The sequence below is a fragment of the Ensifer sp. BR816 genome, assembly GCF_000378985.1.
GTDB lineage: Bacteria > Pseudomonadota > Alphaproteobacteria > Rhizobiales > Rhizobiaceae > Sinorhizobium.
In genome coordinates this window covers 3,068,264-3,094,684 of the sequence record NZ_KB905370.1, presented here as the reverse complement: position 1 = coordinate 3,094,684, position 26,421 = coordinate 3,068,264, and the positions used below count along the sequence as shown (strand labels likewise).

At 62.6% G+C, this 26,421-nt stretch carries 24 protein-coding genes; 12 read left to right on the top strand and 12 right to left on the bottom strand.

Translation table 11 applies throughout. The annotated features are described in order from the left end of the window. Nucleotides 1-9: 9 nt before the first annotated feature. Nucleotides 10-1,353 carry a sigma-54 dependent transcriptional regulator gene (locus RHIBR816_RS0114835; RefSeq protein ID WP_018237349.1) on the bottom strand — a complete coding sequence of 448 codons (1,344 nt, stop codon included), beginning with the start codon at nt 1,351-1,353 and terminating at the stop codon, nt 10-12. Beyond that, complete coding sequence (locus RHIBR816_RS0114830; protein WP_018237348.1) at nt 1,350-3,176, bottom strand: sensor histidine kinase; 1,827 nt, start codon at nt 3,174-3,176, stop codon at nt 1,350-1,352. Before RHIBR816_RS0114830 ends, RHIBR816_RS0114835 begins: the two co-directional genes overlap by 4 nt. A gap of 235 nt (nt 3,177-3,411) precedes the next feature. Here RHIBR816_RS0114830 and RHIBR816_RS0114825 point away from each other — a divergent pair, with 235 nt between their 5' ends. The 4 genes from RHIBR816_RS0114825 to RHIBR816_RS0114810 all read left to right on the top strand — a co-directional run bounded on the left by RHIBR816_RS0114825 (nt 3,412) and on the right by RHIBR816_RS0114810 (nt 5,758). Further along, the gene (locus RHIBR816_RS0114825; protein WP_026187014.1) at nt 3,412-4,344 is read left to right on the top strand and encodes a VOC family protein; all 933 of its coding nucleotides are present in this window, start codon (nt 3,412-3,414) and stop codon (nt 4,342-4,344) included. A 109-nt stretch (nt 4,345-4,453) separates the two neighbouring features. Next, a complete protein-coding gene (locus RHIBR816_RS0114820) occupies nt 4,454-5,059 on the top strand; it encodes an alpha/beta hydrolase (protein WP_018237346.1) in 606 nt (201 codons plus the stop codon). 76 nt (nt 5,060-5,135) lie between these two features. Then, complete coding sequence (locus tag RHIBR816_RS0114815; RefSeq protein ID WP_018237345.1) at nt 5,136-5,375, top strand: type II toxin-antitoxin system Phd/YefM family antitoxin; 240 nt, start codon at nt 5,136-5,138, stop codon at nt 5,373-5,375. Next, on the top strand, nt 5,372-5,758 hold the full coding sequence (locus RHIBR816_RS0114810; protein ID WP_018237344.1) for a type II toxin-antitoxin system VapC family toxin: 387 nt from the start codon (nt 5,372-5,374) through the stop codon (nt 5,756-5,758). Before RHIBR816_RS0114815 ends, RHIBR816_RS0114810 begins: the two co-directional genes overlap by 4 nt. 3 nt (nt 5,759-5,761) lie before the next feature. Here the strand turns inward: RHIBR816_RS0114810 and RHIBR816_RS0114805 are convergent, their stop codons facing one another. The 8 genes from RHIBR816_RS0114805 to RHIBR816_RS0114770 form a co-directional block, all read right to left on the bottom strand. Then, complete coding sequence (locus RHIBR816_RS0114805; RefSeq protein WP_018237343.1) at nt 5,762-6,874, bottom strand: ABC transporter permease; 1,113 nt, start codon at nt 6,872-6,874, stop codon at nt 5,762-5,764. Continuing rightward, nucleotides 6,875-8,026 (bottom strand): ABC transporter permease, encoded by a 1,152-nt coding sequence (locus tag RHIBR816_RS0114800; RefSeq protein WP_018237342.1) that lies wholly within the window; start codon nt 8,024-8,026, stop codon nt 6,875-6,877. Continuing rightward, complete coding sequence (locus RHIBR816_RS0114795; RefSeq protein WP_018237341.1) at nt 8,023-9,768, bottom strand: ATP-binding cassette domain-containing protein; 1,746 nt, start codon at nt 9,766-9,768, stop codon at nt 8,023-8,025. The genes RHIBR816_RS0114800 and RHIBR816_RS0114795 overlap by 4 nt, the downstream gene beginning before the upstream one ends. After that, nucleotides 9,765-10,769 (bottom strand): secretion protein HlyD, encoded by a 1,005-nt coding sequence (gene hlyD / locus RHIBR816_RS0114790; RefSeq protein WP_018237340.1) that lies wholly within the window; start codon nt 10,767-10,769, stop codon nt 9,765-9,767. The genes RHIBR816_RS0114795 and hlyD overlap by 4 nt, the downstream gene beginning before the upstream one ends. Beyond that, nucleotides 10,766-11,470 carry a CerR family C-terminal domain-containing protein gene (locus RHIBR816_RS0114785; protein WP_018237339.1) on the bottom strand — a complete coding sequence of 235 codons (705 nt, stop codon included), beginning with the start codon at nt 11,468-11,470 and terminating at the stop codon, nt 10,766-10,768. The genes hlyD and RHIBR816_RS0114785 overlap by 4 nt, the downstream gene beginning before the upstream one ends. Nucleotides 11,471-11,601: 131 nt before the next feature. Continuing rightward, on the bottom strand, nt 11,602-12,774 hold the full coding sequence (locus RHIBR816_RS0114780) for an HPP family protein (RefSeq protein WP_018237338.1): 1,173 nt from the start codon (nt 12,772-12,774) through the stop codon (nt 11,602-11,604). A gap of 163 nt (nt 12,775-12,937) precedes the next feature. Beyond that, the gene (locus tag RHIBR816_RS0114775) at nt 12,938-14,290 is read right to left on the bottom strand and encodes a HAMP domain-containing sensor histidine kinase (protein ID WP_018237337.1); all 1,353 of its coding nucleotides are present in this window, start codon (nt 14,288-14,290) and stop codon (nt 12,938-12,940) included. Next, complete coding sequence (locus RHIBR816_RS0114770; protein ID WP_018237336.1) at nt 14,287-14,961, bottom strand: response regulator transcription factor; 675 nt, start codon at nt 14,959-14,961, stop codon at nt 14,287-14,289. Before RHIBR816_RS0114770 ends, RHIBR816_RS0114775 begins: the two co-directional genes overlap by 4 nt. 353 nt (nt 14,962-15,314) lie before the next feature. Between RHIBR816_RS0114770 and RHIBR816_RS0114765 the strand changes: the two genes are divergently transcribed. From RHIBR816_RS0114765 to RHIBR816_RS0114745, 5 genes are all read left to right on the top strand, one after another. Further along, a complete protein-coding gene (locus RHIBR816_RS0114765) occupies nt 15,315-17,012 on the top strand; it encodes a phosphoethanolamine transferase (RefSeq protein WP_018237335.1) in 1,698 nt (565 codons plus the stop codon). A 254-nt stretch (nt 17,013-17,266) separates the two neighbouring features. Further along, nucleotides 17,267-17,647, top strand: coding sequence for a hypothetical protein (locus tag RHIBR816_RS0114760; protein ID WP_018237334.1), 381 nt, complete (start codon nt 17,267-17,269; stop codon nt 17,645-17,647). A 176-nt stretch (nt 17,648-17,823) separates the two neighbouring features. Further along, nucleotides 17,824-18,483: a metallophosphoesterase family protein gene (locus RHIBR816_RS0114755; protein WP_018237333.1), complete on the top strand. Its 660-nt coding sequence runs from the start codon at nt 17,824-17,826 to the stop codon at nt 18,481-18,483. A gap of 82 nt (nt 18,484-18,565) precedes the next feature. Continuing rightward, a complete protein-coding gene (locus RHIBR816_RS0114750; protein WP_018237332.1) occupies nt 18,566-19,240 on the top strand; it encodes an HAD family hydrolase in 675 nt (224 codons plus the stop codon). 184 nt (nt 19,241-19,424) lie between these two features. Beyond that, nucleotides 19,425-20,030: an alpha/beta hydrolase gene (locus tag RHIBR816_RS0114745; protein WP_018237331.1), complete on the top strand. Its 606-nt coding sequence runs from the start codon at nt 19,425-19,427 to the stop codon at nt 20,028-20,030. An 11-nt stretch (nt 20,031-20,041) separates the two neighbouring features. Here RHIBR816_RS0114745 and RHIBR816_RS0114740 read toward each other — a convergent pair whose 3' ends face one another. Beyond that, complete coding sequence (locus RHIBR816_RS0114740; protein ID WP_026187013.1) at nt 20,042-22,108, bottom strand: ATP-dependent helicase; 2,067 nt, start codon at nt 22,106-22,108, stop codon at nt 20,042-20,044. Nucleotides 22,109-22,334: 226 nt separating this feature from the next. Here RHIBR816_RS0114740 and RHIBR816_RS0114735 point away from each other — a divergent pair, with 226 nt between their 5' ends. Then, nucleotides 22,335-22,580 (top strand): hypothetical protein, encoded by a 246-nt coding sequence (locus RHIBR816_RS0114735; protein WP_018237329.1) that lies wholly within the window; start codon nt 22,335-22,337, stop codon nt 22,578-22,580. A 120-nt stretch (nt 22,581-22,700) separates the two neighbouring features. Here the strand turns inward: RHIBR816_RS0114735 and RHIBR816_RS0114730 are convergent, their stop codons facing one another. Continuing rightward, entirely contained in the window at nt 22,701-22,862 is a 162-nt protein-coding gene (locus RHIBR816_RS0114730) for a hypothetical protein (RefSeq protein WP_018237328.1), read from the bottom strand. Between the two features lie 409 nt (nt 22,863-23,271). Here RHIBR816_RS0114730 and RHIBR816_RS0114725 point away from each other — a divergent pair, with 409 nt between their 5' ends. Then, a complete protein-coding gene (locus RHIBR816_RS0114725) occupies nt 23,272-24,207 on the top strand; it encodes a sensor domain-containing diguanylate cyclase (RefSeq protein ID WP_018237327.1) in 936 nt (311 codons plus the stop codon). A 281-nt stretch (nt 24,208-24,488) separates the two neighbouring features. Next, the gene (locus RHIBR816_RS0114715) at nt 24,489-26,390 is read left to right on the top strand and encodes a potassium transporter Kup (protein WP_018237326.1); all 1,902 of its coding nucleotides are present in this window, start codon (nt 24,489-24,491) and stop codon (nt 26,388-26,390) included. The last annotated feature ends 31 nt before the right edge of the window (nt 26,391-26,421 follow it).

Below are 26,421 nucleotides of genomic sequence, written 5' to 3'. Positions count from 1 at the left end.
GAGTCGCGCTCACGGCTCCTCTGACAGAGCTCTCTTGTCCAGCCCCAGCTTCTGCATCTTCTCGTAGAGCGTCTTGCGCGAGATGCCGAGCGATTCATAGACCGGCTTCAGCGCACCGCCGTGCGCGGCGAGCGCACTGGCGATAACGCTCTTTTCGAAGGCCGCGACACGGTCGGCAAGGCGCGAGCCGTTCGTGGACGAGGCTGCGTCGTCGCGTTCGCTTTCGAGGCCGAGCACGAGACGCTCTGCAGCATTGCGGAGTTCGCGGACATTGCCTGGCCAGTCGCGGGTCGCCATTTCCGAGGCGAGCGACGGCGAGATCTCGATGTCGTCGCGGCCGTATCGCGCGGCGGATTCGCGCACGAGCTGCATGAAGAGCAGCGGGATATCCGAGCGGCGCTCCGCCAGAGCCGGCACGCGCAGCGTCGCGACGTTCAGCCGATAAAGCAGGTCGGCGCGGAACCGCCCGGCCGCGACCTCCGGCTCAAGCTCCTGCTTGTTGGTCGCGATGAAGCGGACGTCGAGCGGCACGTGCTCGTTGGAACCGAGCCGGGTTATCATCCTTTCCTGCAGCACGCGCAGGAACTTCGCCTGGAGGTCAAAAGGCATCGAACCGATCTCGTCGAGCAGGATCGTGCCGCCGCGCCCGTGCTCGAACTTTCCGTAGCGCGGCCTGAGCGCCCCGGGGAACGCCCCCGGCTCATGACCAAAGAGCTCGCTTTCGATGAGGTTTTGCGGCAGGGCCGCGCAATTGATGGCGATGAACGGGCTGTTGGCCCGGCTGCTCAGATCATGCAGTGCGCGGGCGACCACCTCCTTGCCGACACCGGTATCCCCGATGATCAGCGTGTCGGCGTCCGATGCGCCGATCGCACGGACCCGGTAGCGCAGGTCGACCATGACGGGGCTCCGTCCCGGCAGCCGCTGCTCGATGTCGTCGCGCTTTCCCGCGACCGCCCGCAAGCGTCGGTTCTCGAGCACGAGGCCGCGCCAATCGAGCGCGCGGCGGATCGTGCCGGCGAGCGCCTGCGCCGTAAAGGGTTTCTCGACGAAGTCGTAGGCGCCCTCGCGCATTGCCCGGACAGCCAACTGTACATCGCCATGGCCGGTAACCAGGATCACCGGCACTTCCGGGTCGATCTCGCGGATGCGCTGCAGGAACGTCATGCCGTCCATTCCCGGCATGCGAATGTCGCTGATGACGACGCCCGGAAAACTGAAGCTGATGAATTCGAGCGCCCGCTCAGCGCTGGCGAATGTATCGACACGGAAGCCGGCAAGCTCCAAGGCCTGCGCGCTCGAGCGGCGAAGCTCCTCCTCGTCGTCGACAAGCAGAACGCGGCTGTCACTCATTCGGCAGCCTCCCGCTCGGTCTCGGGCACGACGGCAAGTTCGATGCGGAATACGGCGCCGCCTTCGGTATGGTTCGAGACTGTCAGGCTGCCGCCGAAATCCTTGACGATATTGTAGGAGATGGAAAGGCCGAGACCGAGCCCCTTGCCGACCCCTTTGGTCGTATAGAAGGGATCGAAGATGCGCTCGGCGATGGCTGGTGGGACGCCGGGCCCGCGGTCGCGGATGGTCAGCACCGCCTTGTCGCCTTCGCGCCAGGCGCGCACCGATATCGCGCGGTTCTGGCACCCTTCGACGGCGTCAGCGGCATTGGAGATGACGTTCACCAGCACCTGCTGTAGCCGCACCGAACCGGCGCGGACGACGAGCGGTTCGGGACCGAGATCTATATCGATATCCGCGTTCGCCGTCTTCAATCGCGCCGCGACGATCTCCATCGTATCGTGCATCACATCTTCGAGCGGAACGGGACTGAGCTTTTCATTCGGCTTGCGCGCGAAATTGCGCAGATGCCGGCTGATCGCCGCCATGCGGTCGATGAGGCTGGAGATGCGCCTGACATTGTCGCTGGCTTCCGTCGTTCTCCCGCGTTCGATCAGCAGAGCGGCGCTGTCGGCATAGGTCTTGGCGGCGGCAAGCGGCTGGTTGAATTCGTGCGAAAGCGCGGCCGACATCTGGCCGAGCCCGGCGAGCTTGCCCGCCTGGACGAGGTCCGCCTGCGTCTGACGCAATTGTTGCTCGGTGAGCCGCCGTTCGGCAATCTCCGCCTCGATCTGCACGTTGACGCGAGCGAGGTCGGCCGTGCGCTCCTCGACGCGGCGCTCGAGTTCCTCCTGCGCCTGTTCCTGCATGAGCATGCGCTCCCGCAGCCGTGCGCGCCGCTGGACGAGGATTGCGATCGCCAGGCAGGCAAGGCAGAGCAACAGGATGGCGGCAGCGACCGTCGTCAGGGCCTGGGTCCGGACCGAGGCTGTGTCGGTGAGAACGTTCACCGTCCAGTCCGCATCCGGCATGTAGTGCGAGAGGACAAGATATTCCCGCGCGCGCTCGCCGCCCGACACCGTCATCAAAGCGTGGCCGTCAGTCTCGCTTCGAACGACCGGTAAGGGGTGGAGGATCGCATCGGCATAGCGCCGCGAGGCTTCCGTCCGGGCAAGCCGATCCGGCGTCAGGGGAAGGATACCCGCGTAGAGCCATTTTGGATCTCCGCTCATGAAGATGATGCCTTCCGGATCGGAAACGAAAATTCTGTACTCCCCGCCCTGCCAGGAGGCTTCGATGGTCTCGATATCGACCTTGAAGACGATGACGCCGCGGATTTCCTCGCCGATGCGTATCGGCGAGCCGAAGTAGTAGCCGCGCTTGAGCGACGTCGTGCCGAGCGCATAGAAGCGGGACTGCTCCCCCTTGAGCGCATCCTGGAAATAGGGGCGGTAGCTGAAGTTCTGGCCGACAAAGCTTGCCGGTCCGTCGTAATTGCTCGCCGCGATCGTGTCGCCATCGGGGGTAATGACGTAGATGTCGGACGATTTCAGGAGCGCATTGATCTCTTTCAGATAACCGTTGACGGAATCGCGCAGCCGGCGATCGCGGGGACGCGTCACGAGTTCCTTGATGTCGTCGTGATCGGCGATCAAGGCGGGCAGCGCCTGATAGCGATTGAGATGGCCGCTGAGAGCGGCAACCGCCAGTCTCAATGCCGTATTCGCCTGCGCCGAGGCTTCCTGCATGTAGCTGCGGGTCGCAACGACATTGCCCTTAACGGCAAGCGTCACGACGGCGACCGGCAGGAGCAAGAGCAGAAGCAGGAAGCGGTATTTCACGGAATGCCCGGGCTCCTCCTCCCGCGGATTTCAAACGGTATTGCGGATCGTAAGAGCACGCTCGACCGGTGGCAAGCGATCGGTGAATGCCGTGCCGTATAGACGAACATCGATCTACGTCAACACGATGTTGACAATGCGTCTGTTGCCCCTGCTCTTTCGTGCTCGATCGGAAGGGCGCATCTATCCGGCATTCGACAAGCCCGAGGACAGACGGGCAGAAAGGCATCGACAAATGCTCGACCAGATCAGAGGCCTGCATCACGTAACGTCAATGGCGGACGACGCCCGTACCAACAATCACTTCTTCACGAACACGCTTGGCCTTCGCCGTGTCAAGAAGACCGTGAACTTCGATTCGCCGGACGTCTACCATCTCTATTACGGCGACAGGACCGGAACGCCCGGCACGGTGATGACCTATTTCCCCTTTCCGCAGATGCCGCGAGGCCGCGCCGGAACCGGGGAGGTCGGCGCGACTGTCTTCTCCGTGCCGAAGGGGTCCCTCGGTTTCTGGCAGGAACGTCTGACGCAACTCGGCGTCAGCGGCCTCAAGGCCGGGGAAGCCTTCGGCGAAAGGCGCTTGAATTTCGCAGGACCGGACGGGGACGGATTTGCCCTGGTCGAGGTCGAGGACGACCCGCGCACACCCTGGACCGAAGGCGGCATTTTAGGGGATCATGCGATCCGCGGCTTCCACTCGGTTTCCATGCGGTTGCGCGACGAGGGCGCGACCGCGGAATTGCTGAAATTCATGGGCTATGAGGAACTCGACCGCAAGGATGGCGTTACGCGGCTGGTCGTGCCGGGCGGCAATGGCGCGAGCCTCGTCGACTTGGAAACGTTGCCGAACATCAACCGCGCCGCGCAGGGGGCCGGCTCAGTACACCACGTCGCCTTTGCCGTCGACAATCGCGAAAAGCAGTTGGAGGTGCGCAAGGCGCTGATGGACACCGGCTACCATGTGACGCCGGTGATCGACCGCGACTATTTCTGGGCGATCTATTTCCGCACCCCGGGCGGGGTGCTGTTCGAGATAGCCACCAACGAACCGGGCTTCGACCGCGACGAGGAGGTCGTCCATCTCGGCGAAGTGCTGAAACTGCCGCAGCAGCACAAGCATCTGCGACCGATCCTCGAGAGCCACTTGCAGAAGCTGGAAGGCTAAGTTCCTTCAGCGCTTCGCTCCTCCTTCGTTGATACGCGGGAGGAGAAACCGCTCTTGAAGTTGTGTGTTATAAACGACCGCCGACCCATTGGCGGAAAAGGGGAATTCGATGGCCGACCATGGCTATGTTCACAAGCTAAAGGCAGGCAAGTCCGGCAAAGCGATCCTCTTCGTCCTGCACGGCACGGGGGGCGACGAAAACCAGTTCTTCGGTTTCGGCGCCGAGCTCTTGCCCGATGCGACGATCGTCTCGCCGCGCGGCGACGTCTCCGAGCACGGGGCCGCCCGCTTCTTCAGGCGCACGGGCGAGGGGGTCTACGACATGGCGGACCTGGCGCGCGCCACCGAAAAGATGGCAGGCTTCGTCAAGGCGCTCGCTGCCGAGCACGAGGCGTCGGAAATCATCGGCCTCGGCTATTCCAATGGCGCCAATATCCTCGCCAATGTGCTGATCGAAGAGGGCGTTTTCGACAAGGCGGCGCTGATGCATCCGCTGATCCCGTTCCGCCCGAAGGACAATCCGGCGCTGGCAGGTCGGAAGATACTGATCACCGCCGGCGAACGCGATCCGATCTGCCCCGCGCCGCTGACGCAAGCGCTCGCCGACTATCTCCAGGCGCAGAGTGCCGCAGTCGACGTAGAGTGGCATTCCGGCGGCCATGACATCCGTCAGAACGAGATAGCTGCGATCGGTCGGTTTCTTGGGATGCCCTAGGTGTCGGCACTGTCCTTGATAACCGATGCGCGATGGACTAAGTTTATTGAACTAAGTCCAAAATGTCAGGGCAGCGGTGGAAACGTTTAACATTCACGAGGCGAAGACTCATCTCTCGCGCCTGATCGAAAAAGCCGCGCGGGGAGAGCCCTTCATTATCGCCAAGGCGGGAAAACCGATGGTGAAGGTCGTGCCTATCGATCAACCCGCTGAGCCAGAGCAGCGCCGGCTTGGCTTCATGATGGGCCAGATCATCGTCCCGGACGACTTCGACCGAATGGGCAGTGACGAAATCGAAGATCTTTTCGGCGCATGAACATTCTTCTGGATACCCACCTCCTTCTTTGGGCGGCCGGTGACCCCGGCCGCCTGTCAAGGGATGCGCTCGCGTTCATCGAGGACCGTGAAAACGCGCTCTATTTCAGCGCGGCGAGCCTTTGGGAAATCGCGATCAAGCGCGGTCTTGGGCGGGCGGACTTCCAGGCCGATCCTCGGCTGCTCCGTCGCGGTCTGCTGGACAACGGCTATGCGGAACTGCCGGTGAACGGCGCTCATGCAGTGGCCGTCGACCAGCTTCCTCCGATCCATAAGGACCCATTCGACCGCATCCTCGTCGCCCAATCGATTGTCGAAGGTTTTGTGCTCGTGACATCCGACGAGATGATCGGCCGTTATCCCGGTCCCGTCCGTCTCGTCTGACCCTCACTCCAGTCGGCGGCGGAAGAGCCAGGCGGCGGAGGACAGCGTGACGACGGCGATTAGGCATAGCGGCCAGGTCTGGTGCACCACCTCGGCGAGCGGAATATCCTTCAAGAAGACACCCTTCACGATGACTAGGAAATAGCGCAGCGGATTGATCAGCGTCACCGGCTGCAGCCAGCCCGGCATGTTCTCAATCGGCGTCGCAAAACCCGACAGCAGCATCGCCGGCACCATGAACAGGAAGGCCCCGAGGATCGCCTGCTGCTGGGTCATCGACAGTGCCGAGATGAAGAGGCCAAGCCCGACGACCGCGGCAAGATAGAAGATGGCACTTCCGTAAAGCAGCAGCAGCGAGCCGCGCAGCGGCACGCCGAAGACGAAGACGGCGGCAAGAATATAGATGGTGATATGGAAGAGCCCGATCATCATCGGCGGGATGAGCTTGCCGATCAGGATTTCGTGCGTCCGCAACGGTGAGACGATCAGCTGGTCGAAGGTGCCGAGTTCCCGCTCGCGGGCGACCGACAGCGCAGTGACGATCAGGCCGATCAGCAGAGCGATGCTCGCCACGAGGTTCGGCACCATGAACCACTGAAAGGTGAGATTGGGGTTGAACCAGTTGCGCGCCTCGACCCTGATTGCCTCGGAGGCGGCGCGTTTGCCGGCCGGCGTTTCGGCTGCGAGCGCACCTACGATGCGGCTCAGATAGCCCGACACGATCTGCGAGGCGTTGGAGCGCCGCCCGTCCAGGATCATCTGCACTTCGGCGGGCTTTCCCGCCTCGATGTCACGGGAAAAGGTGGGGCCGATTTCCAGAGCGGCCAGCACATGCTGGTTATCGATAGCGGCGCGGATCTCGGCGGGACTTTCCGCGAGCCGGATCGAACGGAAGGTCGGCGAGCCGCCGATCTGCTGCACGAGCTCCTGGCTCCAGTGGCCGTTGTCGCGGTTCAAGACCATGAGGTCGACATTCTTCACCTCGAGCGTCGCGGCGTAGGAGAAGACGAGCAATTGGATGATCGGCGGGCCGATCAGGATCGTGCGCCCCTTCGGGTCCCGAAGCACGGCCAGCAGTTCCTTGACGATCAGCGCCTTCAGTCTGCCCCACCACATCTATCCGATCCTCTTTCTGGTGCTGCGTGCGGCGAGCGCGAAGAAAACGCAGCCAATCAGGAACATCACCGCAATCGCACGGGCGAACATCGGCCAGATGTCGCCGGCGAGAAACACCGTCTGCAGGCTGGGGATGAGGTAGCGTGCCGGTACGATGTACGTGATCCATTGGATGACGGTCGGCATCGAGTTGATCTCGAACAGGAAGCCGGACAGCAGGAAAGCCGGCAGGAATGCGGAGATCAGCGCCAGCTGCGAGGCGAGAAATTGGTTCTTGGTCGCGGCCGAAATCAGCAGCCCTTGCCCGAGCGCCGGCATCAGAAAGGTTGCCGACAGCGCATAGAGCGCGACCACCGAGCCGCGGAAGGGAACGCCGAACAGAAAGACGGCGAGGAGAACGCAGAGCGTCATCGAGGTAAGACCGAGGATGAAGTAGGGCAGCAGCTTGCCGGCAAGCAGTTCGGCAGCCGAGACGGGGGTTGCCATCATCGCTTCCATGGTGCCGCGCTCCCATTCGCGGGCGACCACAAGCGAGGTGAGCAGCGTGCCGACGAGTGTCATGACGATGGCGATGGAGCCAGGGACGAGGAAGTTGCGGCTCGTCAGTTCCGGATTGAACCAGAAGCGCTGTTCGGCGGCGATCGCCGGCGGCTGGCCCTGGCCTTCGCTCGCAAGCTGGCGCTCCCAATTGGCGACCGTTCCCTGCGCATAGTTCTGCACGAAATTCGCCGTGTTCGGATCGGACCCGTCGACGATCACCTGTACGGCAGGATTTCGCCCCGCCGCATGGTCGGCCGCGAAGCGCGCCGGAATGACGACGATGCCGCGCACGCGTCCGAGGACGAGGTCGTCCTCGAACTCTCGGCGGTCCCGGCCATTGACGACGGCGAAATAGCGCGACGCTTGAAAGCTCGCGGCAAGATCGCGCGTCAGCGGCGTCGCCTCCTCGACGACGAGGCCGATCCGCGTCTGCGTGGTGTCGAGCGACACGCCATAGCCGAACAGGAAGAGCAGGATCAGCGGCAGCACGAAGGCGATCAGGATGCTGCTCGGATCGCGCACCACCTGATAGGTTTCCTTGCGCACGAGAGCGGTGAAGCGCCTGGCGCGGCCCGAGCCTTCGGGCTCCAGCTTTTTCACCTCAGCGCTCATGCTGCCTCCTTCGCCTCGGAACCATGCACGAGGGCTATGAAGGCGTCTTCCATGGTCGGGTCCGGCAGGTCCTTGCCGGCGACGCGCGCTTTCATCTCGTCGGGCGAGCCGAGTGCAATCGACCGGCCGCGATAGATCAGCGAGATGCGGTCGCAATATTCCGCCTCGTCCATGAAATGGGTGGTGACGAGGACGGTGACGCCCTTTTCGACCAGCCCATTGATATGGGTCCAGAACTCGCGCCGGGTGATCGGATCGACACCGGAGGTCGGTTCGTCGAGAAAGAGTACTTCCGGCTCGTGCAAAACGGCACAGGCGAGCGCCAGGCGCTGCTTGAGGCCAAGCGGCAGGTCCTTCGCCGACATGTCGTGGATCGCGCGGAAATCGAAAATCTCGGTCATCAGGTCGATCCTCTCGCGCTTCCTCAAGCCGGAAAGACCATAGACGCCGGCAAAGAAATTCAGGTTCTGCAGGACGCTGAGGTCGCCGTAGAGCGAGAATTTCTGCGCCATGTAGCCGAGTCGATTGCGCGCCTCGGCGGCGTCGCGCCGAAGATCGAAACCGGCGACGCGGCCTTCGCCGGCAGTCGGCTTCAAGAGCCCGCAGAGCATCTTGAACGTCGTCGACTTGCCGGCGCCGTTCGGACCGAGCAGACCGAAAATCTCGCCGCGCGGGATGTCGAAGGTGATGTTGTCGGCGGCGGTAAAGTCGCCGAAGCGCTTCGTCAGCCCGCGCGCTTCGATCACCGGCCGGCCGCGGTCGACGGTGAACGGCCGCTGGGTCTCCGCAAGTTGCGACCGTCCACCGGGACCGCCGCCAAGCATGTCGACGAAAGCGTCCTCGAAGCGCGGCGGTGTCGTCGTGGCGCGACCGGATGATGCCTCGTCGAGAGAAGGAGGGGCGAGCCCTGGCTTCATCACCAGGCGTATTGCCTCGCCCTGGATTACTCCGTCGACGACGCCTTCTTGATCGAGCAGCCGAGCCAACCGCTCGCGCCGTCGCCCGATCGTGCCGGAGAGGCGGAACACTCGATCTTCGACGCGCCCGGTCATCTCGTGCGGCGAACCGGAAAACAGCAGTTTGCCCTGGTTGAGCAGCAGGACATGATCGCAGGCTTCCGCTTCGTCGAGATAGGCCGTCGACCAGAGGACGCCGATGCCTTCCGCCGTCAGGTTCTCGACCATCTTCCAGAGATCGCGCCGCGAGATCGGATCGACACCGACACCGGGTTCGTCGAGCAGCAGCAGTCGCGGCTTGCGTAGAAGCGCGCAGGCGAGGCCGAGCTTCTGCTTCATGCCGCCGGAAAGCTTGCCGGCCAGTCGTGCGGTGAATCGGGCGAGATCGGTGAATTCAAGCAGCTCGGCGAAGGTCCGGCCACGCTCGGCGAGCGGCAGGCCGCGCAGGTCGGCATAGAGATCGAGGTTTTCCTGAACCGACAAATCCTCATAGAGCCCAAAGCGCTGCGGCATATAGCCGATCGCTGCCTGGATACTCGCCGGATCCTTGCGCGTGTCATAGCCGAGCACTTCGACGGTGCCTTGGTCCGGCAGCATGAGCCCCGTCATCAGCCGGATCAACGTCGTCTTGCCGGCACCATCCGGGCCGACGAGGCCTGTGATCCTGCCGCCCGCGATGACGCCGTCGATGGAGTCGAGGGCAGGGGGCGCCTCGCCGAAGCGCTTGGAGACGGAAGACAGCCGTACGAAAGGGGCCGCGGCCGAGTTGCCGGGTGCGGATGTCATGACCCGGCCTCCGGACCCGGCAGGTGCACGGTCACCGGCATGCCCTGGCGCAGGTCGGTGCCCGGCTTGTCGACGACGATTCTCAGCCGATAGACGAGATCGGTTCTGAGCTCTGGCGTTTCCACCGATTTCGGCGTGAATTCGGCGACCGGCGAGATGAAGCCGATCGTGCCCTCATAGCCCTGTCGGGGATTGGTATCAGAGGTGACCTTGACCTTCATGCCCGGATGGACGCGGCCGAGGTCCGGTTCGGCGACATAGGCGCGGACCCAGACGGGCTCGGTCAGAGAGAGCACATAAACGGTGTCCGACGGCGATACAACCGCGCCCACCTCGCGGACGCGCGAGAGAAGGACGCCGGCGCTCGGCGCGACCAGCGAGACGTCTTCGAGTTCAGTGCGGGCGCTCGCGGCCTTCGCCGTCGCCGCATTCGCCTGCGCTTCGGCCGTGGCTATGTCTTCAACCCGGCTTCCCTCTTCGAGCAGAGCCAGAGCCTCGCGTGCAGAGGCCGCACGCGCCGTGGCCGCGGCGCGGCTCGCGACCGCCTGGTCGAGTTCGGCCTGCGAGATCGTCCCGGCCGGCCGCAGTCGCTGCGCGCGCTGGTAGGCGAGCTCGGCATTCTGGAGTTCGGCAAGACGTTCCTCATGGGCGGCACGAGCCTGGGCGATCTCGGTTGGCCTGGCGCCGGCCTTGAGCTTTGCGAGCGTTGAGCGGAGCGCCTCGGCATCCGCCTCGGCGGCGTCCAGCGCCTGCTGGAACGGTTCGGCGTCCAGCCTGGCGATGACGTCGCCGGCCTTGACGGCGTCGCCCTCGTCGACCCGCAGTTCGGCGATCCGGCCGCTGACGCGGAAGCCGAGCGACACCTGGCGGATGTCGACATTGCCGTAGAGAACCGTGTTCCTGTGGTCTTCCGCCCAGCCGATCCGGGCGGGCAGATCCAGCCACCAGGCGCCGGCCGCGCCGGCCGCAAGGGCCAGGGTGATGAGTGCAATCTTCTTCATGACTGGCGGTCCTTCTCCGCACCGAGTATCGCGACAAGTTCAGCCGCGTGCCTGTGCAATGTCTCGATCTCCTTCGGCCCGGCGGTTTCCCATTCGAGCTGGGCATAGACGGCCGCATGCGCCATGCGGAACACGAGCACGCTGCCGACGAAGGAGAGGGTTCTGAGCCGGATGTGTTCGGACGCCGGATCGTCCTCGAGAATGGCGCCGATCAGCCGCCGCGCCATCTCGATCATCGGCCGCATGATGTTGCCGTAGAGGCGTGTGAATGCCTCGGTCGGCTCCATCTGCTCGCGGATGATGAAGCGCGCCCAGCTCTCCGATTGCTTGCTGACGAAGAGAACGATCATCCTCTGAACCATCTGGGTGAGGAAGCCGCGCGCTTCGGCCGGAGTCATCGGTTGGCCCCGCTCTTCGAGTTCAGCAAGGCGCCCGAGAATGATGGCGCGAAGGTCGCGGACATGGTTGCCGATCAGAGCTGCCAGGTGCGCGGCCGCGGCGATATAGAGCCCTTCCTTGCCGCCGAAGTAATAGGGGATGGCCTGCAGGTTGACGCCCGCCGCATCGGCGAGCTTTCGCGTCGTGGCGCCGTCGAAGCCGTAGCGTCCGAAAACGTCGATTGCCGTAACGAGAAGCTTCTCCCGTGTCGCGTCGCCGCGATCGGCCTTGAGCGGTGCTGTTGTGTCGTTGTTTTTCATCATTTGCTGATATTATGCCATTCATTCGAATAAGTCAATCGATCGAATGAAATTCGCAAAAGCGGCCGCAACCAACCTAAGAGGCCGGGCCGCGTCTAGACTGAGATCCAAATTAGCTCAACGACGGCGGGCCTTCAGGCGACTTGCTGCGCCGCCTCGAGCCGTCGCTGGAACAAGGCCGCGATCAAGTCCGACTGGGTGACGATACCGACGACCCGGTTGCTCGCATCCACGACCGGCATGTGGTGCAGGCCCATGTCCGCCATCGGCGGCACCAGCTTGGCGACCATTGTCTCCGGCAGAGCCGACTGGACACGTCGCGTCATGATGTCGGAGACAAGGCGGGGTGTTTTTGCCGGCAAGCCGATGATGTTGCCGATCCGCTCACGCAGGCCGAGCTGCAAGCGTCCGGCGGCCGTCAGTGTCGCGTGCTTCATGAAATCCGTCTGGGTGATAATGCCGACGAGACCATCCGCCTCCGTGACCACCGGCAATGCCTTGATACGATGCTCGATCAGCATTTTCCAGGCCTTGCGGAGCGGCGCCTCCGGCCCGATGGTCACGACGTCGCGCGACATGATCTCAGCGCAGGTGGTTTCGCCGGAACGGCGGGTGAAGGCGCGTATCTGCGCCTGATGCACGAACGCGTCGAGTTCCTCGGGGCTGACGTCCACGACTTCCCCATATTGCGCCAGCACCGCCTGCAGATCCTCCGGCACTACGCCGAGGCGCTGGCTCGGTAGTGGGTCTTCGGTCTGGTGCGGATTTGGGGCGGGTGCAAGGTGCGGATAGCGGCGGCCGGTGAGATTGTTGAAGATAAGCGCCGCCGTCAGGATGACCAGCGAATTGATGGCAACCGGGGACAGAACGAAGGCGTAGCCAGCCTCACGGATGACCGGGCCGCCGAGAACGGCTGTCAGCGCCACGGCGCCGCTTGGCGGGTGCAGGCAGCCGAGGACCAGCATGACGCCGATCGCCAGGGCCACGGCAAGGGCGGCAGCCACCACCGGATTGGGAATGAGCAAAGCGCAGGTAACGCCGACGGTGGCGGCAACGACATTGCCGCCCAGGATTGACCAGGGCTGGGCGAGGGGGCTCGACGGCGCGGCGAAAAGCAGCACAGCCGAGGCGCCCATAGGTGCAATCAGCAGCGGCAGGCTGGCGTCGGCACCGACTGCAACCGTGCTGATGAAACCCGTCGACAGGACTCCGACGAGCGCGCCGCACGATGCGCGCAAGCGTTCCCAATGGCTGATCGGCGCAAGTGACGGGAGGAAGCGCCGGAAAAAGACCGTGGCCTTGGACATGGGTACTCTTGGGACGAGTCGGGTAAAGTTGCACAGCTCGATAGCATGTGATCAATCGCTGGGCACGAAATCGGTATCCAAGAAACCGTTCCGGATTAAAAAATATGCATCGTGCCTAGAAAGCATCCGGCCAAAGGGAGCTGCGGAAGGTGGGAGGAAGGCTCTATGCCGCTGCTGCGAAGTCGATCGTGATTTTCGTTCCCTTGCCAGGTGCGGTGTCGATCGCAATTCTCGCCTTATGAAGCTCGGCGATCCGATGAACGATCTTCAAACCGAGGCCGAGCTGGCCGGAGCGTTTGACATAGCCGAGGTCTTCGTTGTGCTCCGGCAGATCAACGAGCCCTCTGCCGTCATCCTCGACGGAGACCAGCGGGCCGGGGCCGCAGGTCAGGACGATGCGGGTGCCCGGCGGATTGTGCTTGACCGCGTTTTCGATCAGGTTCCTCAGCATGTTCTCGACGAGCGCCGGGATCATCGTCACCGGTGTTGTCGCGTGATCGACGAATTCGACCGACTTGTCGTGGTCGAAGACGAACGGCGCCGTCGCTTGCGCCACCTCCGCTCCGATCTCCGAAAGGCTGGCCCGCTGGTAGGCGGAAGGGTCAACGGCGTCGGCGCGGGCCAGCGAGGTCAGCTGCTCCAATATATGCGTCAACGCGTCGAGGTCCCGCTCGGCATTGCGCGCCCGGGGATCGTCGATACGGCTCAGCTCCATTTTGGCGATCGAAACAGGCGTGCGGATTTCGTGGGCGATCGAGGAGGAGAATACCTTCTGGGACTGCACGAGATCGGCAACGCGGGCGAGCAGGCGATTGACGGCGCTGACGAGGCGTTCGATCTCCTGCGGCATGCGCATTATCGGCAGTCGCGCGCCGCTGTCGCGCGGATCGATCGCATCCGCTGCCTGGACCGCCTTCGCCACAGGCCGCAGCGCGCTTCTGATCGACCAGATCGTTGCGCCGATGACGAGGCAGAACATCAGCGTCATCGGGACGATCATCGAATCGAACATCTCGTGGAGCAGGGCGCCATACATAAAGCCGTTCGGGTCCTTCACGATGGCGATCTCGACGAGAACCTGCTGACCGTCGCGTTCGAAGGATTGGCCGCCGGCAACACTGAAGGGCTTGCCCGGCTCGATCAGCCGCTTCCAGAAATTCGGAGCATTCACGCTCAACGGCAGAAAATGCGTGGCGCATTCCGTGGTGCAATTGGAAAATAGCACCACGCCGGAAGCTGTGCGTATCCTCACGTAAATTGCACCCGAGCGCCCGTGCCGCTCCATATAGCGCGCCCGCAGCTCGTGATCGGGCTTGTATGCCAGCTGCCCGTCCTGTGCGGTGATCGCCCGCGATAGGATCTCTGTCTCCTGCTGCAGCATCAGGACGCTGAGCTTATCGTCATCGAACCAGTAATCGGCGAAAACCACGCCGATCTGTAAGACCATGGCGAGCAGCGAAAAGGCGACAATGCGCCGCCCCACGATGCCGATCAGCGACGGATTGGTCTTCTTCATGCGGCGTTCCGCAGCAGATAGCCGATGCCTCGGACGGTCTCGATCTGCACGCCGGTTTCCAGCGTCTGCAATCGTTTACGCACCCTGGAAACGGCGAGTTCCAGCGCGTTGGAACTGAGTTCTTGCCCATATTCCGACAGCGCAACTTCCAGCCGACGCTTCGGCACGACGCGGCCGACCTCGCGCATCAATATCTCGATCAGGGAGCGCTCGCGCGGCGGCAGCGGCACGAGGGCACCATCGCAACTCAACTCCGCAGTGGCCGGATCGAAGCGCAGGGCACCTGCTTCGAGCACGGGCTGTATCGCTTGCGGATTGCGCCTCAGCATCGCCCTGCAGCGCGACAACAATTCGCGATGGTGAAAGGGCTTCACGAGATAATCGTCAGCGCCGGCATCGAGCCCCTGGACCCGCTCGTCGACCGAACCGCGTGCGGTGATGATCAGCACCGGTAGCCCGGCATGCTCCTGCCTTATCCACTTCAGCAGGTCGAGGCCGTCGCCATCCGGCAGGCCGAGGTCGAGAAGAACGAGATCGTGCTCACGCTTCGTGATTGCGGCTTCCGCCTCACCCAGGCTGGATACCGCGTCGAGCCGCCAGCCCGCCTCGCGCATCGTCTCGCTCACAAGCTCGACGAGGCGGGCACTGTCTTCGACGAGCAGCAGGCGCATGCGGTTTCCTGATCCCAAGCCTTCCTACGATTGGCGGGCGCAGACAATAGGCGGTTTTCCGCTGCCTGCCAACGTCGCCCCACACATTGGTCCTTCATATCCGCCCTGATGGTTGAGCGAACGTGTCTCCGCAACGCTGTCGAAATGCTGTCCGCCTCGTGATGTGAGAGACCCGGCGTGGTCCCCGGCCGGCACCAACCATTCTTCCGACAGCACTTGGACAGCTTGCCCACGGTACTGGCGGAAACGTCGAGACCGCATCGGCGAACCGGCGGCATCTCTCCGCGTCGATGCCCGAAACGCCGAGAAGCAAACTGTGGGAGCGTCGAGCCCCATCCTTGGAGAGAAGTGATTTGGCTATCTTCAGAACACGCCGGCCGGAGATCGGCAGCATTGCATTGAGCGCGATCGCCACGCTTTACCTGTTGGCGCTCACCAACAAATCCTTCTGGAGCCACGCCGTGGCCTATTTCGATCACGCGTGGATCGCCATGGTTTCGCTTGGTGCGGCACTGGGCCTGACGACCTTTTCGATCCTGACATCGCTGTCGATGAAATACGTAACGAAGCCGGTTTTGGTGCTGCTGATCGTCATATCCGCGGCCGCCTCCTATTTCACGGATACCTTCGGCGTCGTCATCGACAAGGGGATGATCGCCAATGCCGCCGTTACCACCGAGGCCGAGGCCGGTCACCTGCTGACGGGCAGCCTTGCGCTTCATCTCGCAGTCTACGCGCTCATCCCCTCGCTCCTGATCGCCTGGGTGAAAGTCAGCCATCGTCGCTTTTTCTCGAAAGCCGCCGTCAATTTCCTCTTCATCGCTCCGGCGCTTCTCTTGAGCGGCGTGCTCATCTACGCCAACTTTGCCGGGATCGCCTACGCGCTTCGGGAACATCGGGACCTGATGGTGCGGTTCAATCCGGCCGGGCCGATCTCGTCGGCGGTTCGCTACGGACTTTCCACCTATCGCGAACGCAATCTCGTCGTGCAGCCGCTCGGTACCGACGCCAAAGAGGGCGCGCGCATCGCCTCAGCCGACAGGCCTGTCGTCGTCGTGTTGGTCGCGGGCGAGACCGCGCGGGCGATGAACTTCTCCCTCAATGGCTATCAACGGGAGACAAATCCGGAATTGAAGGCGCGTGGTGTCGTCAACTACCGGGACACGACAAGCTGCGGCACGGCAACGGCCGTCTCGTTGCCCTGCATGTTTTCAGTCTATCCGCGCAAGCAGTACAGCGACTGGAAGGCCCGCTCGACCGAAAACCTCGTCAACGTGCTGACGCATGCCGGGGTTTCCGTTACCTGGTGGGACAACAACACGGGCAGCAAGGGCATCGCCGACCTTATCAATTTTGCCAGCATGACGCACCGAAAGAACAGCCCGCTGTGCAGCAATGGCGAATGTCTCGATGAAATCTTCCTCGACGAACTCGACAAAAAACTCGGCGCAACGACGAAAAACAGCGTCATAGTGCTGCACCAACTCGGCAGCCATGGCCCCTCCTATTACCTGCGCTATCCCGAGGCGTTCCGCCGCTTCACGCCGGACTGCCGCACACCGGAACTGATGAACTGCACGGCGGAGGAAATCGTCAATGCCTATGACAACACGATCCTCTACACGGACCATATCCTCGCGAGCATTGCCAGGCTGCTCGAAAAACACCAGGATCGCATTGCCGGCGCGATGATCTACATGTCGGATCATGGGGAATCGCTCGGCGAAAATGGCATCTACCTGCACGGCGCACCCTATGCGATCGCACCGAAGGAACAGACGCAGGTTCCCTTCATCGCCTGGTTTTCGAAACCCTATCAGGCAGCAATGGGTGTCGACACTGCCTGTCTTTCCAGAGACGCAGGCACGCCGAAGTCGCACGACAACCTCTTCCATACGGTCCTCGGCATGATGGATGTGCAGACTGCAGTCTATAACCGCTCGCTCGACACATTCGCCGCCTGTACGCGACCGGCGGAGCATAAGAACAGGGCACCGGCCTATCACGCGGCGGAAAGCAGCCCGCGGATCGAACCGCGTGGCGTTCTCTAGCGCATCGGCCCGAAAATCGGCATCGATTTTCGGAATGCACGATGCGTCGATTCAAAGTCTTACAGCGTCCTTTGCGAGTCTGAATGCGTCTGAATAGACGCGCGGCTGTAAGGTCGTGGGCGGGGGCAACGCGGCCACGGCAGGCGTGCGCCCCATGAACACCGCATCAAACTGTCGGAGGTCGGGCATTTCTGATAGACTGCTTAGGCAAAACCCTTTCGGTTTTGACTATCCTTCCATGGAAGGAGGAAACGATGCAGTTCGTTGGGATTCAAGTCTTCCCCGAGCGCGGCGGCAAGGCGGGTTTCACCGTCGAGTTCGTCGGTGCGGCGGGAGAGGTCGTATCCGTCCTGTGCCCGCAGAACGCGGCGGGCACGCTCAACAGGATGAATGCCGTTGTGCGAGCGAAGGAAATCCTCGCCGCGGCCATCGAGACGAACGGTGAACTGCTGGGCATAGCGGGAACGCGACGATCCCCGTCGATCCCGGAGGGTGCGCTCCCCAACGCCCGGCAGGCGCATGATCGAGACGCGATGGAAGAGCAACTGGAGGAGGGGCTCGAAGATACGTTCCCCGCCAGCGACCCGGTCTCGATCACCACTTCGACCATTCCGAGGGCAACGCCTCGCCGTTGAGCTGCCGGTTGCTCTTCGTTGCCCGTCGGATTAACCAACGGCCGAGTTTCCGCATTTTTCCGCCAAAAGCGATTCCGGTTGATATTAGAATGCGATAGAGCTGGGAGACGAGTAACGATCAGTCTCGCCCGCATTCATGGAGAAAGCCTGTTGGACGCCCACGGGAGCACCGCTTGATGAATGGCCGACGTCTCACCTTCGCGGTCGGTGACATTCACGGCTGTCTCAGAGAACTCAACGCCCTGTTGGCTGCAATCGAGTCCTTCGCGCCAGGGGGCAGGGTCATTTTCCTCGGCGATCTCGTCGATCGCGGCCCGGAGAGCCGCGGCGTCGTCGAGCGGATCATGGCAGGCCCGACCAAGTCCAATTGGCAGTGGGTGACGCTCAAGGGCAATCATGAGGACATGCTGCTCTCGGCGCGCAAGGGGCTGGCCGAAATGAGCTCGTGGCTCATGAATGGCGGTGACGAGACGCTGGACTCCTATGGTGGCGCCATACCGCTGAGCCACCTGGTCTGGATGGCCGAGCTCCCGTCGATCATCGTGGAGCCCTATCGTATCTTCGTGCATGCCGGCGTGGAGGAGACGATCCCTCTCGAGGAGCAGGTCGACGACATCCTGCTCTGGATGCGCATCGATCCCAACTATTCCGGCTATTACTGGGGCAAGCATCTCTGCCATGGACATACGCCGAGCCGAAGTAATCCCCGGACCGTCGGGAACCGGACCAATGTCGACGGGGGCGCGGTGTTTGGCGGCGTGCTTGCCTGCGCCGTCTTTGACGACGACGTGCCGGGCGGGCCGGTCGATCTTCTCGTTACCGGCGGACGTCGCTGAGGGACGAAGGAGGTTGTGCGCCGGTCCATCCGGCGATAGTTCTGCAATCCACGCGACGCGCAAGACACGTTAAGGAGCCGGCTTGGATACGCTGACCACTGCGATATTCCCGAAGAAGTTCGCTGCCCTGCTGTTCGATATGGATGGCACGCTGCTCAACTCCATGGCCGTCGTCGAGCGGGTCTGGGGCGCCTGGGCAGTCCGCAACGGGCTCGACCCCCACGAACTGATGAAATCAGTGCACGGCGTGCGCGCGTCGGACACGATCCGCAAGCTTGGTCTCGCAGTCGATCCGGAGCTTGAGGCACACGAGCTTGCCGCCGCAGAAATCGCCGACGTGGAAGGCGTCGTCGAAATACCCGGGGCGATCGCCTTCCTCAACACGCTGCCGGCGGAGCGGTGGGCGATCGTCACCTCGGCGCCGCTGGAATTGGCGAAGCGCCGACTCGCCGCGGCCGGCATTCCGCTACCGCGCCTCATGGTAACCGGCGAGGATGTCACGGCGGGCAAGCCTGACCCACAGGGTTATCGTCTCGCGGCGGAGAAGCTCGGCGTCCGCGCCGAGGATTGCCTCGTCTTTGAAGACGCACCGGCCGGGATTCTCGCCGGCAGTTCCGCCGGCGCCGAAGTGGCCGTCATCACCGGTGCGCATGCGGCGGCCGATGGAACACCCCACCTGACTTTGGAGCACTATACCGAGGTCGAGGTGCGGATCGGTGGCGACGGCTGGCTTTCGCTTCATCGGCGTTATCGCTGAACTCCGCGACCATAGCAGTAAGGCGACGGCCTGCCAGGCGGAAGGCGTATCGCATGCACGGCATTATTTTCTACTGTTTTTATAGAGATTAAATCTTCATTTCTTACCTTCACTCCCGCTGCCGGGCACAATTTCCGCATGAACCTGTCCTCTTGCAGCAACCGGCCCGCCGAGGGGGAATGCAATGGTGAAGACGCTGATCGTTCCAGGGTTGTTCGGATCGGGCGAGGGGCACTGGCAACGCCATTGGCTCGTTGATCAGCCTGAGGCGGCACTTGTCGAACAAGGCGATTGGAACCGACCGAGGCTTGCAGCCTGGCGCCATGTGCTGGAGGCGGAAATCGGCAGGCATTCGTCCGTCGATATTGTCGCCCACAGCCTGGGCTGCCTGTTGGTTGCAGGCCTTGCCGGGCATCCGATTGCCGACCGCATCCGGAGCGTGCTGCTCGTCGCGCCCTGCGATCTCGAGGAGACGGAGCGGCTGCATCCCGGCGCGATCGACTTTGGCACCATGCCGCGACAACGGCTCACCTTTCCGAGCCTCGTCGTCGGCAGCCTCAACGATCCTTACATGCGCTTCGACCGCTTGCGCGTCCTTTGCGAAAAATGGGGCAGCCGTCTCGTCGATCTCGGCCATGCGGGCCACATCAACATTGCGAGTGGCTTCGGTCGCTGGCCGGGTGGCTACGATCTGCTCCGGGTGCTGAACGGCATGACCAACCGCGACCGCCCGGCGACGGCACCGGCAAACAGCGCGCCGGTTCCCGTCAGCCGGACCGTCTGGCTCTAGCGAGAGAGCGGCTATCGCCACATGCCACGCATGCGGGCGCGGACATCGACGCGCACCTGTTGCGCATCGCGCTGGCCAGCCGCTGTCTGCTTGGCGGCGGGCCAGGCCGAACACTCGAAGAATTGCAGAAGCGTTGCAGGAAGAAAGCGGCTGCGCGATGCATAGACGTGACGATCGCCTTGGGCATTTTGCCCATGCGTGAAAAAGCGCTGCGGCGTGACGAGATGCAGGCTGTCCTTCGCGCGCGTCATGGCGACGTAGAGCAGGCGCCGTTCCTCCTCGACCTCCGCCGTGCTGCCGACCCCGAGGTCGGAGGGAATGCAGCCGTCGACGCAGTTAAGGACGAACACGGATTTCCATTCCTGCCCCTTGGACGAGTGGATGGTCGAGAGAATGAGATAGTCCTCGTCGAGAAGCGGCACGCCGGCCTGGTCGCTGGTGGCATCCGGCGGGTCGAGCGTGAGTTCGGTGAGGAAGCGCTCGCGCGACGGATAGCCCGTTGCGATCTGCTCGAGTTGCAAGAGGTCGGCCCTGCGCACCTCGGCGTCCTCGTGGATCCGCTCGAGATGCGGCTCGTACCAGGCGCGCGCCGTGCCGATTTCGGACGGCCAGCCGGTCCGGCCGGACCGCAAGGTCTGCAGCATGTCGACAAAGGATGTCCAGCCATCTCCCGAGCGCGGCGGCGCAGGGATCTCGCAAAGCGCGGTGAGGGGTTCGGGGTCGGCGGCGATCGCGTCGAGCACGCGCCCCGCTGTTTGTGGACCGACGCCCGGGAGCAGTTGCATCAGCCGGAAGCCGGCCACCCGGTCGCGCGGATTCTGGGCGAAGCGCAAGGCCGCCAACAGGTCTTTCACATGCGCGCTGTCCAGGAATTTGAGACCGCCGAACTTCACGAAGGGTATGTTGCGGCGGGTCAGTTCCACTTCGAGCGAGCCGCTGTGGTGCGAGGTGCGGAAAAGCACGGCCTGCTGCTTGAGGAGCATACCGCCTTCGCGGTTCTGCAGGACCTGATCAACAACATAATTGGCCTGATCGGCTTCATCACGCACGGTGACGAGCTGCGGGCGTTCGGCCGATTCCCGCTCGGTCCAGAGGTTCTTGGTGAAGCGTTCGCGGGCCAGTTCGATCACGCCGTTGGCGGCAGCCAGAATCGGCTGTGTAGAGCGGTAGTTCCGATCGAGAGTGATGACTTCAGCAGCCGGTGTGAACGTTGCCGGGAAATCCAGAATATTGCGCACTGTCGCGGCGCGGAACGAATAGATCGATTGTGCGTCGTCGCCAACGACAGTGAGACCGCGTCCCTTTGGCTTCAACGCCAGCAGGATCGAGGCCTGCAGCCGATTGGTATCCTGATATTCGTCGACGAGGACGTGGTCGAAACGACCACCGACGTTTTCGGCGAGAACGGCCTCCCCCATCATCTGCGCCCAGTAGAGCAGCAGGTCGTCGTAATCGAGAACGTTCTGCGCCTGCTTGGCCTCGACATAGGTGCCGAAGAGTTCGCGCAGTTGCTTTTCCCAGGCGGAACACCAGGGAAAATTGTCGCGCAGGACTTCCTCGAGCGGCTGTTCCGCGTTGACCGCACGCGAATAGATGGCAAGGCAGGTCGTCTTGGTCGGGAACCGGCTCTCCGTCTTCGAGAAGCCAAGCTCGTGCCGGACGAGATTCATGAGATCGGCGCTGTCTTCCCGATCATGTATCGTGAAATCCGGATCGACGCCGATTTCCGAGGCATGTTCCCGCAAGAGCCGCGCACCGATGCCGTGAAACGTTCCCGCCCATGCAAGCGTGTCGGGGACGGTGCCAGCCTTTCCGTCGAGCACCTGTCTGCAGATGCGTTCGACCCTACGGCCCATCTCGGCGGCGGCCCGGCGTGAGAAGGTCATCAAGAGGATACGGCGCGGATCGGCGCCGTTGACGATCAGATGCGCGACGCGATGGGCGAGCGTGTTGGTCTTGCCCGAGCCGGCACCGGCGATGATGAGAAGCGGACCGCCGATATTGATGGCCGGCCCAACCCCGTATTCGACCGCACTGCGCTGGCGTTCGTTCAGTTTCTCCAGATACGCCGCGCCCATCCAGCCCCAGTCCCGCGTCCAGTTGCGCTCGCGCTCCAATGGAAGGCTGCGGATTGCCGCGAATCGCGCGAGAACGGATAAGGAACATAGCCGCTGTTCAGGGCAATGCAAAGCCCGCGGCAGTCTCGCTCCCAAATCATGTCAGCTGCAGCGCCCAAGCATTTTGGACCGGCGCCATGGAACCCGTCTCGCCATCTGCGAGTTTCCTTCTGCACAAGGAGGAACGATGCCCAAGGTCACCGACACGATCACCTACCCCCAGCCAACGGACCGCCGGTTCGAGTGCGAGCGTGCGCTGGAAGAGGATTTCCAGGTCTTCACGACGCTGGCGGAAGGCGCGGGCTGGTCGTGGCAGGAGATCGCCCTCGCGCTGATGGAGCTCACCGAAGACTATGTCATGGCGATGCGCATGAGCACGAAGATTGTCGACAACGCCTCCGTTCCGTTCCCAGGCAATAAGACTTTGCACTGACGCCGCGAATCCTGACGGCTCTTCGAGGCCCGCTCTCGCTAACGCGAGCCCTACGGAGTCTGCTTTCCGGCTTAGGATATTGGTTGCCGGCCCCGGAGTGGGAACGGCCCGCGACCCGTTTCAATTTCGTGAGCGGGTGAGCTTCTTCAGCGTATCTGCGTCGCGCACACCGGATTGGTAGACGGAAATCAAGCTTGCGGCGATTTCGTTCGCCTTCTCGCCGCTGCTTTCTACGCCCCGCTCCTCCAGGATCTGCTCGAATATGTTGTGCAGCAGATCCATTTCCGTGGGACCAAAAGTGCAGCACCGCTCGCGAGACGGCAACATGATTCATCTCCTCTCGATTGTACAGATCCGCGCTTCGAGCCTGCGGCCGGAAACAACCCAGTGTATGCCTGTTCGCGACGATGACGACGCACTGGAGGTAGCGGTATCGCAGCCACGCGCAAGTGCTGGTTTATGCCACAGAGAAGTAGAGCCGGGTGGGGGTGGCGGATGTTGCTCGAGACGTTTCGCAGCCGGCGAATCGGCTACTGAACGCTAGAGGGCTCCCCACAGCCGGGCTTCCCTGCTAAGGCATGTGCCGCTGCAGCCGTTTTCTCGACAAGATCGGCTGCACTGATACCTGTGGCCCTCGCGTTCTCGCCGCCAGCTTGGTGCTCATTAACGAAGATCGTCTAAAGTCGGGGACATGTCGAAGGATACCAGACGACTCCTTGAACTCTTCGAGAATTCTCCTGTTCTCGTTGCCGCCTATGACGAGTTCGACCGGCTCCGCTACGCCAACGAGGCCTTTCGGACAGCGTTTTTCATTGCCGCGGATGAGACGCCGCTCTGGCCGGATCTGATGCGGCGGAATTTTCATGCCCAACGGGGGACTGTGATCCGCGTTGCGGACTTCGAAGAGTGGCTGCGGTCGACCCAGTCGCGCCGCGGCAAAGTCGGTTTCAGGGCATTCGAGACCGATCTATTCGACGGTCGCTGGCTTTGGATGACAGAAACCGTGGAGAAAGATGGCTGGATGCTTTGCGTCGCCACCGATGTCACCGGCCTCAAAGCAAAGACGCGGGCTGTGCGGCAGGACCGCGACCTGGCGATCAAGGCCTCCTACACCGATGAACTGACCGGGGTCGCCAACCGCCGCTTCGTCACGGCGAGGATTGAGGACATGCTGCAGCCAAACGGGGGCGACCAGACCTCCCAGGGCTGCCTCTGCGTGCTCGATATCGACCGCTTCAAGAGCATCAACGACCAGTTCGGCCATCAGACCGGTGATTCGATCCTCAAAGATTTCGCAATGCGCATCCATCGTCTGGTGCGGCGCACCGACTGCTTCGGCCGGGTCGGCGGGGAGGAGTTCGTGCTTACCCTTCCGGCAACGCCGGTCGAACAGGCCAAACTGATCCTTGAAAGGATGCTCGCCTCCGTCCGCAAATCCCGGCCGCTTCAGGAGCGACCCGACTTCGGATACACGTTTTCAGCAGGTATCGCGGCCGCTCAGCCAGGCGATACGGCGATCAGCCTCTATGCCCGTGCGGACCGGGCGCTCTACATGGCCAAGCTCGCCGGTCGGGACCGCATTCACTTGGACGAGTCAGATCCCGACCGGTCGGCAATTGCCGGATAGTCTCCCTCGAATGTTTCCTCGACCAGGCAAACTAGGCGCGGCATGACGTCCCATTTTCTCGCCAACTGCTGTCCTCAGTTCTAGGTATGGGGAGAATGGATTTCTGCGGGATTCCCTTTCGCAGCCATGGAACTTGGCGCTACAGTCCTGTACGAAGATCGAAACTTCTCCGTGTTCCGCGCGTTTGCGGAGGAGTTGCAGCCCAAGCGGATCTATAGAATTCTTCGGGGCACAGCATCATGCGCGTCCGGGACGCGGGGACTATCTGACGTGGAGAACACATGAGCGCCTCCGTCGACCACGCACCGGCACAGGCCAACAGCCTGCGTCAGTTTCTCGCACTCACGCTCGGGTCCGTGGGAGTGGTCTACGGCGACATTGGAACCAGCCCGCTCTACGCGTTCCGCGAGGCGCTCCGCCCCTTTGCGGCGGGCGGCGTCGAGCGAGGAGAAATCATCGGCCTCATCTCGCTGGTCATCTGGACGCTGACGATCATCGTGACGATCAAATACGTGACCCTGCTGCTGCGTGCCGACAACAATGGCGAGGGCGGCACCTTGGCCCTCCTTGCGTTGTTGATGAAGAGGGGGACGAAGTATCCCATATTGATGTTCTTCACCGGCATTTTCGGCGCTTCGCTGTTCATCGGTGACGCAATGATCACCCCGGCGTTGTCGGTGCTCTCGGCCGTCGAGGGGCTGAAGCTCGTGGCGCCGGATTTGCACAATTATGTGCTGCCGATCTCCGTCGCGATCATGGTTCTGCTATTTGCCGTTCAGTCGCGGGGCACCGGTGCGGTCTCGATCTTCTTCGGGCCGATCACGCTTATCTGGTTTCTTGTCATGGGCGCGGCGGGCATCGCCCATATCGGCGACGATCTGGCGATTCTCGGAGCCTTCAATCCCGTGCATGCCGTCACTTTCCTGTGGGATGCCGGCCTTGTCGGGTTCATCGTTCTCGGTGCGGTGTTTCTGACGGTTACGGGCGCGGAAGCCCTCTATGCCGATCTCGGTCATTTCGGCCGCAAACCGATTCAGGCCGCCTGGATCGCGATCGTGTTTCCGGCGCTGACCTTGAATTATCTCGGGCAAGGCGCGATGATCCTGTCGCACCCCGAGGCGATTTCCGATCCATTTTTCCTGATGTTTCCAAGCTGGGCCCTGTTGCCGGTGGTGATCCTTGCCACTTTCGCGACGATCATCGCCAGCCAGTCGGTGATAACCGGAGCGTTTTCGCTCGTTCGGCAAGCTATACACCTGGGTTTCCTGCCACGGTTCGAGATCTGCTATACCTCGGAAACGCATACGGGCCAGATCTACCTGCCCTTGGTCAACACCGCGCTCCTGACCGGCGTGCTCGTTCTCATGTTCGTGTTCGGCAGCTCCGAGGCTCTTGCGCCGGCCTATGGCGTATCGATCACCGGCGCCATGCTGATCGACACGATCCTCGCCTTCGAGTTCGTCCGCCGCCAATGGGGCTGGGCGGTCCTGACTGCCGTCGCGGTGCTGCTCCCCTTGTTCCTGCTGGAAACGGTCTTTCTCGGCGCCAACCTCTTCAAGCTCCACCACGGCGGCTACGTGCCGATCCTGTTCGCCGGCACGCTGATCACGATCATGTGGACCTGGCGGAGAGGCGTAGCGCTTCTGCGCGAGAAGACGGCCCGCCTGGAAGTTCCCCTCGACCAGTTCATCGCCGCGATCGAACGAAAATCCGAACATGCCCCGGTTGAAGTTCCGGGAACGGCGATCTTCCTGACCGCGACGCCCGACACGACGCCATCCGTTCTGCTGCACAATATCAAGCACAATCATGTGCTTCACGAGCACAATGTCATCCTGACCATCAAGACCGCCAGGGTGCCCTATGTCGCAGAGAGTGACCGCTACACGCTGACGAAGCTCTCCGACCGCTTCAGCAAGCTCGAACTCAGATTTGGCTTCATGGACGATCAGAATGTCTCAAGGGCGCTGGCGCGCTGCCGCAAGGAGGGTTTCAAGTTCGAGATCATGTCGACCTCGTTCTACCTCGGCCGGCGCAAGCTCGTCCCGGATCCAGCCTCCGGCATGCCGAAATGGCAGGACAGGCTGTTCATCGCCATGGCGGACTCGGCGATCGACCCGACCGACTACTTCCACCTGCCCGCCAATCGCGTCGTCGAGTTGGGTGAACAGGTGATCATCTAGCCACGAAAGGTCGCCGTCGCCTTGCGGAGTC

What these genes read in the sequence shown, in the direction of transcription:
- RHIBR816_RS0114730 (WP_018237328.1), bottom strand. Translation starts at nt 22,862, where the DNA reads ATGGATCTGCTGCACAACATATTCGAGCAGATCCTGGAGGAGCGGGGC.
- RHIBR816_RS0114770 (WP_018237336.1), bottom strand. Translation starts at nt 14,961, where the DNA reads ATGCGCCTGCTGCTCGTCGAAGACAGTGCCCGCCTCGTCGAGCTTGTG.
- RHIBR816_RS0114795 (WP_018237341.1), bottom strand. Translation starts at nt 9,768, where the DNA reads ATGACATCCGCACCCGGCAACTCGGCCGCGGCCCCTTTCGTACGGCTG.
- RHIBR816_RS0114820 (WP_018237346.1), top strand. Translation starts at nt 4,454, where the DNA reads ATGGCCGACCATGGCTATGTTCACAAGCTAAAGGCAGGCAAGTCCGGC.
- RHIBR816_RS0114775 (WP_018237337.1), bottom strand. Translation starts at nt 14,290, where the DNA reads ATGAAGAAGACCAATCCGTCGCTGATCGGCATCGTGGGGCGGCGCATT.
- RHIBR816_RS0114780 (WP_018237338.1), bottom strand. Translation starts at nt 12,774, where the DNA reads ATGTCCAAGGCCACGGTCTTTTTCCGGCGCTTCCTCCCGTCACTTGCG.
- RHIBR816_RS0114800 (WP_018237342.1), bottom strand. Translation starts at nt 8,026, where the DNA reads ATGAGCGCTGAGGTGAAAAAGCTGGAGCCCGAAGGCTCGGGCCGCGCC.
- RHIBR816_RS0114760 (WP_018237334.1), top strand. Translation starts at nt 17,267, where the DNA reads ATGCAGTTCGTTGGGATTCAAGTCTTCCCCGAGCGCGGCGGCAAGGCG.
- RHIBR816_RS0114785 (WP_018237339.1), bottom strand. Translation starts at nt 11,470, where the DNA reads ATGATGAAAAACAACGACACAACAGCACCGCTCAAGGCCGATCGCGGC.
- RHIBR816_RS0114825 (WP_026187014.1), top strand. Translation starts at nt 3,412, where the DNA reads ATGCTCGACCAGATCAGAGGCCTGCATCACGTAACGTCAATGGCGGAC.
- RHIBR816_RS0114755 (WP_018237333.1), top strand. Translation starts at nt 17,824, where the DNA reads ATGAATGGCCGACGTCTCACCTTCGCGGTCGGTGACATTCACGGCTGT.
- RHIBR816_RS0114735 (WP_018237329.1), top strand. Translation starts at nt 22,335, where the DNA reads ATGCCCAAGGTCACCGACACGATCACCTACCCCCAGCCAACGGACCGC.
- RHIBR816_RS0114810 (WP_018237344.1), top strand. Translation starts at nt 5,372, where the DNA reads ATGAACATTCTTCTGGATACCCACCTCCTTCTTTGGGCGGCCGGTGAC.
- RHIBR816_RS0114745 (WP_018237331.1), top strand. Translation starts at nt 19,425, where the DNA reads ATGGTGAAGACGCTGATCGTTCCAGGGTTGTTCGGATCGGGCGAGGGG.
- RHIBR816_RS0114805 (WP_018237343.1), bottom strand. Translation starts at nt 6,874, where the DNA reads ATGTGGTGGGGCAGACTGAAGGCGCTGATCGTCAAGGAACTGCTGGCC.
- hlyD (WP_018237340.1), bottom strand. Translation starts at nt 10,769, where the DNA reads ATGAAGAAGATTGCACTCATCACCCTGGCCCTTGCGGCCGGCGCGGCC.
- RHIBR816_RS0114725 (WP_018237327.1), top strand. Translation starts at nt 23,272, where the DNA reads ATGTCGAAGGATACCAGACGACTCCTTGAACTCTTCGAGAATTCTCCT.
- RHIBR816_RS0114740 (WP_026187013.1), bottom strand. Translation starts at nt 22,108, where the DNA reads ATGGGCGCGGCGTATCTGGAGAAACTGAACGAACGCCAGCGCAGTGCG.
- RHIBR816_RS0114715 (WP_018237326.1), top strand. Translation starts at nt 24,489, where the DNA reads ATGAGCGCCTCCGTCGACCACGCACCGGCACAGGCCAACAGCCTGCGT.
- RHIBR816_RS0114835 (WP_018237349.1), bottom strand. Translation starts at nt 1,353, where the DNA reads ATGAGTGACAGCCGCGTTCTGCTTGTCGACGACGAGGAGGAGCTTCGC.